Origin of the sequence: Streptococcus mitis (assembly GCF_008763935.1) — a bacterium.
Lineage (GTDB): Bacteria > Bacillota > Bacilli > Lactobacillales > Streptococcaceae > Streptococcus > Streptococcus mitis_DB.
This window is the reverse complement of record NZ_VTQF01000023.1, coordinates 1-4,923: the sequence shown is the minus strand read 5'-3', so window position 1 is coordinate 4,923 and position 4,923 is coordinate 1. Positions and strand designations below refer to the sequence as shown.

The 4,923-nt window shown below is 52.5% G+C and carries 5 protein-coding genes and 1 tRNA gene; 4 read left to right on the top strand and 2 right to left on the bottom strand.

The window, feature by feature from the left end:
* Together F9B91_RS11995 and F9B91_RS11990 are read right to left on the bottom strand one after the other, a co-directional pair.
* Positions 1-333, bottom strand: a 333-nt coding sequence (locus F9B91_RS11995; RefSeq protein WP_150923294.1) for an Arm DNA-binding domain-containing protein, incomplete at its 3' end; no start/stop codon positions are given.
* A gap of 198 nt (positions 334-531) precedes the next feature.
* A tRNA-Leu gene (locus F9B91_RS11990) sits at positions 532-616 on the bottom strand.
* A 289-nt stretch (positions 617-905) separates the two neighbouring features.
* Between F9B91_RS11990 and F9B91_RS11985 the strand changes: the two genes are divergently transcribed.
* The 4 genes from F9B91_RS11985 to hisD all read left to right on the top strand — a co-directional run bounded on the left by F9B91_RS11985 (position 906) and on the right by hisD (position 4,824).
* Complete coding sequence (locus tag F9B91_RS11985; RefSeq protein ID WP_083301224.1) at positions 906-1,619, top strand: SCO family protein; 714 nt, start codon at positions 906-908, stop codon at positions 1,617-1,619.
* Between the two features lie 280 nt (positions 1,620-1,899).
* Positions 1,900-2,553: an ATP phosphoribosyltransferase gene (hisG, locus tag F9B91_RS11980; protein WP_060974798.1), complete on the top strand. Its 654-nt coding sequence runs from the start codon at positions 1,900-1,902 to the stop codon at positions 2,551-2,553.
* A gap of 103 nt (positions 2,554-2,656) precedes the next feature.
* Complete coding sequence (locus F9B91_RS11975; RefSeq protein WP_060974797.1) at positions 2,657-3,535, top strand: LEM-3-like GIY-YIG domain-containing protein; 879 nt, start codon at positions 2,657-2,659, stop codon at positions 3,533-3,535.
* Entirely contained in the window at positions 3,532-4,824 is a 1,293-nt protein-coding gene (gene hisD, locus F9B91_RS11970; protein WP_060974796.1) for a histidinol dehydrogenase, read from the top strand. Before F9B91_RS11975 ends, hisD begins: the two co-directional genes overlap by 4 nt.
* Positions 4,825-4,923 lie beyond the last annotated feature (99 nt).

Sequence of the window (4,923 nt, the reverse complement as noted above, 5' to 3'; positions counted from 1 at the left end):
ACGGTGTTTATGCCACTCGGCGGCAATGTTCCGAAAGGTATTACTGACAGCGGCTTGCCGTTCACGCTTTTTTTGTTGTTTGGCTTCACTTGGGTCTTGCCCCGATGCAAGCAAGCAGCGGGCGTTTTCAGCGGCTTGGCGGGCTTCCACCAGTGATACGGTCGGATATTTACCGATTGAAAGCGTTTTACATTTACCGTTATGTGAAAAGTCAAACCGCCATAACTTCCCGCCGCTTGTATTGATATACAGATACAAGCCCTTGCCGTCATTCAGCTTAAACGGTTTTTCGGCAGGCTTGGCATTTTTGATTTGTCGGTCGTTCAGCTTCATTTTTACGGTATTTTTTCAAGGTATTTTTCAGATACCGCAAAAGATACCGTAAATTTTAGGTTACTTCAATTAAGCTGAATTAGACGGTATTAGATGATAAATAGATGCCAAAACCAGCGGAAAGCCTTGTATTTCTTGGCTTTAGTTTACGGCGTTAGACTGTGATAGACAAAAAAATAACCGCTCTAAAAGCGGTTGTGGTGCCCAGGGTCGGACTCGAACCGACACACCTTGCGGCGGGGGATTTTGAGTCCCCTGCGTCTACCAATTTCGCCACCTGGGCTGGTGAAGAAGTCGCTATTATAGCGGCGTATTCGGGCTTGTAAAGCAAAATCTTGCTTTGTTTGCAGATATACTACTTATATTTTTGATTTTTAAAAACATTAAATTTATTTTATTTTGTTCCCGACGCATCCTACTCTTTCCACTTATATCAAACATCATTCATTTTCAGCCGAAAAACGGCATAAACTGCTATATTAAATGTTGCAAACGCGCTAAGATGACGGCGTTCGTTTCATTTTTTATTTTCAGACGACGTTCACACACCATATTTGCATTGGAGAATTTTTATGATGCCTACTGCAATCCGTACCGCCATTTTGGGCGCATTCGCCCTTACCGCACTTGCTGCCTGCAAACCTGAAGCCAAAGCGCCGGAACAAAATCCTGCGACTGCTTCAGCCGCTTCTTCAACAGCGTCTGCCCCAGCTGCAACGCCTGCTTCTTCTCCTGAAACGACCTCGCTTAATGCTGCTGCCGCTCCCAAACCGCAAGGTCCGGGAACGGATATGCGTAAAGAGGACATCGGCGGCGATTTCACGCTGACCGACGGCGACGGCAAGCCGTTCAGCTTAAGCGACCTGAAAGGCAAAGTCGTGATCCTGTCCTTCGGCTATACACACTGCCCCGACGTTTGTCCGACCGAATTGCTGACTTACAGCGACACATTGAAACAGTTGGGCGATCAGGCGAAAGATGTGAAAGTAGTGTTCGTCAGCATCGATCCCGAACGCGACACGCCTGAAGTCATCGGCAAATACGTCAAACAGTTCAATCCTGAATTTATCGGCTTGACTCCGACAGGCGACCAAAGCCTGCCGATTATCAAACAGCAATACCGCGTGGTTTCCGCCAAAGTGGTTCAGAAGGAAGACAGTGAAAACTATTTGGTTGACCACTCTTCCGGCGCGTATCTGATCGACAAAAACGGCGAAGTGGCGATTTTCTCGCCTTACGGCAGCGAACCGGCAACCATTGCCGCCGACATCAAAAAACTGCTTTGATCCACATGAGGTCGTCTGAATGCCGGTCGCGGTTTTCAGACGACCTTTTTCCCATCTGAAACATATAGTGGATTAACTAAATCAGGACAAGGCGACGAAGCCGCAGACAGTACAGACAGTACGGAACCGATTCACTTGGTGCTTCAGCACCTTAGAGAATCGTTCTCTTTGAGCTAAGGCGAGGCAACGCCGTACTGGTTTAAAGTTAACCCACTATACAATGGAGAAAGTCAGACCGCCTGCTTGATACAGGTTCGAAGTCTGACGGCACACAACAACAATGACTGAAAACACGCTGACCATCGCCCTGTCCAAAGGGCGCATCTTTGAAGAAACGCTGCCGCTTTTGGCGGCGGCGGGCATCATTCCTGCCGAAGCGCCCGAAAAATCGCGCAAGCTGATTATCGGCACCAACCATGAAAACATCCGCCTCGTCATCGTCCGCGCCACCGATGTACCGACTTACGTCCAATACGGCGCGGCAGACTTCGGCATCGCGGGCAAAGACGTTTTAATCGAACACGGCGGCAGCGGGCTTTATCAGCCGCTGGATTTGCACATCGCCGAATGCCGCATGATGGTCGCCGTCCGCAAGGGTTTCGACTACGCCGCCGCCTCGCAGCCCGGCAGCCGCCTGCGCATCGCGACGAAATACCCCAACATCGCCGCCGAGCATTTCGCCGGCAAAGGCGTACACGTCGACATCATCAAACTCTACGGCTCAATGGAGCTTGCACCGCTGGTCGGTTTGAGCGACGCCATCGTCGATTTGGTCTCCACCGGCAACACGCTTAAGGCAAACGGCTTGGAAGCGGTCGAACACGTTGTCGATATTTCCAGCCGTCTGGTGGTCAACAAAGCCACATTGAAAACGAAACACGCGCTGCTGGAGCCGATTATTCAGGCGTTCGGCAGCGCAGCGAAGGCGGGGTGAGCGTTCATTTGAATGAAGATGCGTTTTCAGACGACCCTAGCCGTTTCCGCCGACAGGTCGTCTGAAAATATCACCGGCAGTAAACTGTATAGGAGGATTTAAAATGGCTGCAAAAATAAAAAAATTTTCAGATTCAACCCTTTCCGTATTAAATAACGGCGAGCGTCGGTTTTACGTCTATTGCCTGACCGACCTGAAAAAAGACAAAATCCTCTACATCGGCAAAGGCTGCGACAACCGCATCTTCGAGCATGAACAAGCCGCCCGTTCGCAAGACGGCGACATTGACGTGCCGGCACGCAAAGCCATCGCCAAATGTAAGAAACTCGGCCGCCATATCATCAGCTATCATCTGACTGAAGTCGAAGCGCTAGCCGCTGAATCTGCCCTGATTCATTTCGTCAAATCCGTTGTCGGCAAAAAATTCAAAAACCAATCTGCCGGATGCGGCGCAGGCGGCATCAGCGCGGAAGAACTCGACAGCCGCTTCAAATTCACGCCCTGCCCGCTTGACGACCTAAATCCCGACGGACTGGTTCTTGCCGTCAAAATCCAAGACGCTTTGGACTTGGATACCGACGAAGAAGCCGACTACCGCTTCGACAACCAAGACGATGCCAACCTCAAATCGCGTACGTTGGGCAACTGGGTTATCGGCAAAGATGCCGCGTCAAAAGTGAAATACGTTATCGGCATTCACACCGCGCTGCAAAACGCTGTTGTCAGCGCGTATGAGGTGGACGGTTTCGAAACGCTTGAAGAAACCAAAAACGGCAGAAAACAAACCCGTTACCGTTTCCATACCACCTCTCGTAGCGAAGAGGTATTAGCCAAACTCGGCCTGCAACAAAAATGCCTGCCCGAATTGAAGTTTGGTAGCGGGGGAGAAAAAGCGTATATCAGACCCAAAACCGAGACTGAACAAAAAAATATTCAGACGACCCCAAGTCCAAAAATATCAAAGGAGAATCCCAAATCATGAAAAAACTCAACACCCAATCGCCCGATTTCCAAGCCGAGCTCAAAGCCCTGCTGGCTTTTGAAACCGCTCAGAATCCCGAAATCGACCACATCGTCGCCGACATCTGCGCCGACGTGCAGAAGCGCGGCGATGCGGCGCTCATTGAATACACCAACCGCTTCGACGGCACATCCGCCCAAACCATAGCCGACCTCATTCTCACTCAAGACGATTTGCAGGCCGCGTTTGAGCGTTTGCAGCCCGAAATTCAGACGGCCTTGAAAACTGCTGCCGAACGGGTCGAAAGCTACCACCAACGCCAAAAAATGGAATCTTGGACGTACGAAGACGAAGACGGCACGCGGTTGGGACAACAGATTACACCGCTCGACCGCGTCGGCATTTACGTTCCCGGCGGCAAAGCGGCGTATCCGAGTTCCGTCATCATGAACGCCATGCCCGCCCATGTCGCAGGTGTGAAAGAAATCATCATGGTCGTCCCCACGCCCAAAGGCGAACGCAACGACATCGTGCTTGCCGCCGCCTTCGTTGCGGGCGTTACTAAAGTCTTCACCGTCGGCGGCGCGCAGGCGGTTGCCGCCCTCGCCTACGGCACCGAGTCCGTACCGCAGGTCGATAAAATCACCGGCCCGGGCAACGCCTTCGTCGCCGCCGCCAAACGCCGCGTGTTCGGCGTCGTCGGTATCGACATGGTGGCGGGGCCGTCTGAAATCCTCGTCATCGCCGACGGCACCACGCCCGCCGACTGGGTGGCGATGGATTTGTTCAGCCAAGCCGAACACGACGAAATCGCCCAAGCCATCCTTATCGGCACGTCGCAGCCCTATCTCGACGAAGTTCAAGCCGCCATGAACCGCCTCATAGCAACCATGCCCCGCCGCGACATCATCGAAGCCTCGCTCGGCAACAGGGGCGCGATGATACTCGCCAAAGACTTGGACGAAGCCTGCGAAATCGCCAACTACATTTCCCCCGAACACTTGGAATTGTCGGTAGAAAACCCGCAGCAATGGGCGAAAAAAATCCGCCACGCCGGCGCGATTTTCATGGGACGCTACACCAGCGAAAGCCTCGGCGACTACTGCGCCGGCCCCAACCACGTCCTGCCCACCAGCCGTACCGCCCGCTTCTCCTCGCCGCTGGGCACTTACGACTTCCAAAAACGCTCCAGCCTGATCCAAGTCTCCGAACAAGGCGCGCAGAAACTGGGCAAAACCGCCAGCGTGTTGGCACACGGCGAAAGCCTGACCGCCCACGCGCGCTCAGCGGAATTCAGGTTGAAAGACTGATTCGGGCGAACCCGCCATCCATCAAAAAGCAAAGGTCCTTGGATTCGGATTTCAAGTGCAACACTAGTGTATCAGTGGTTTGAACAGATTCAAGAATAA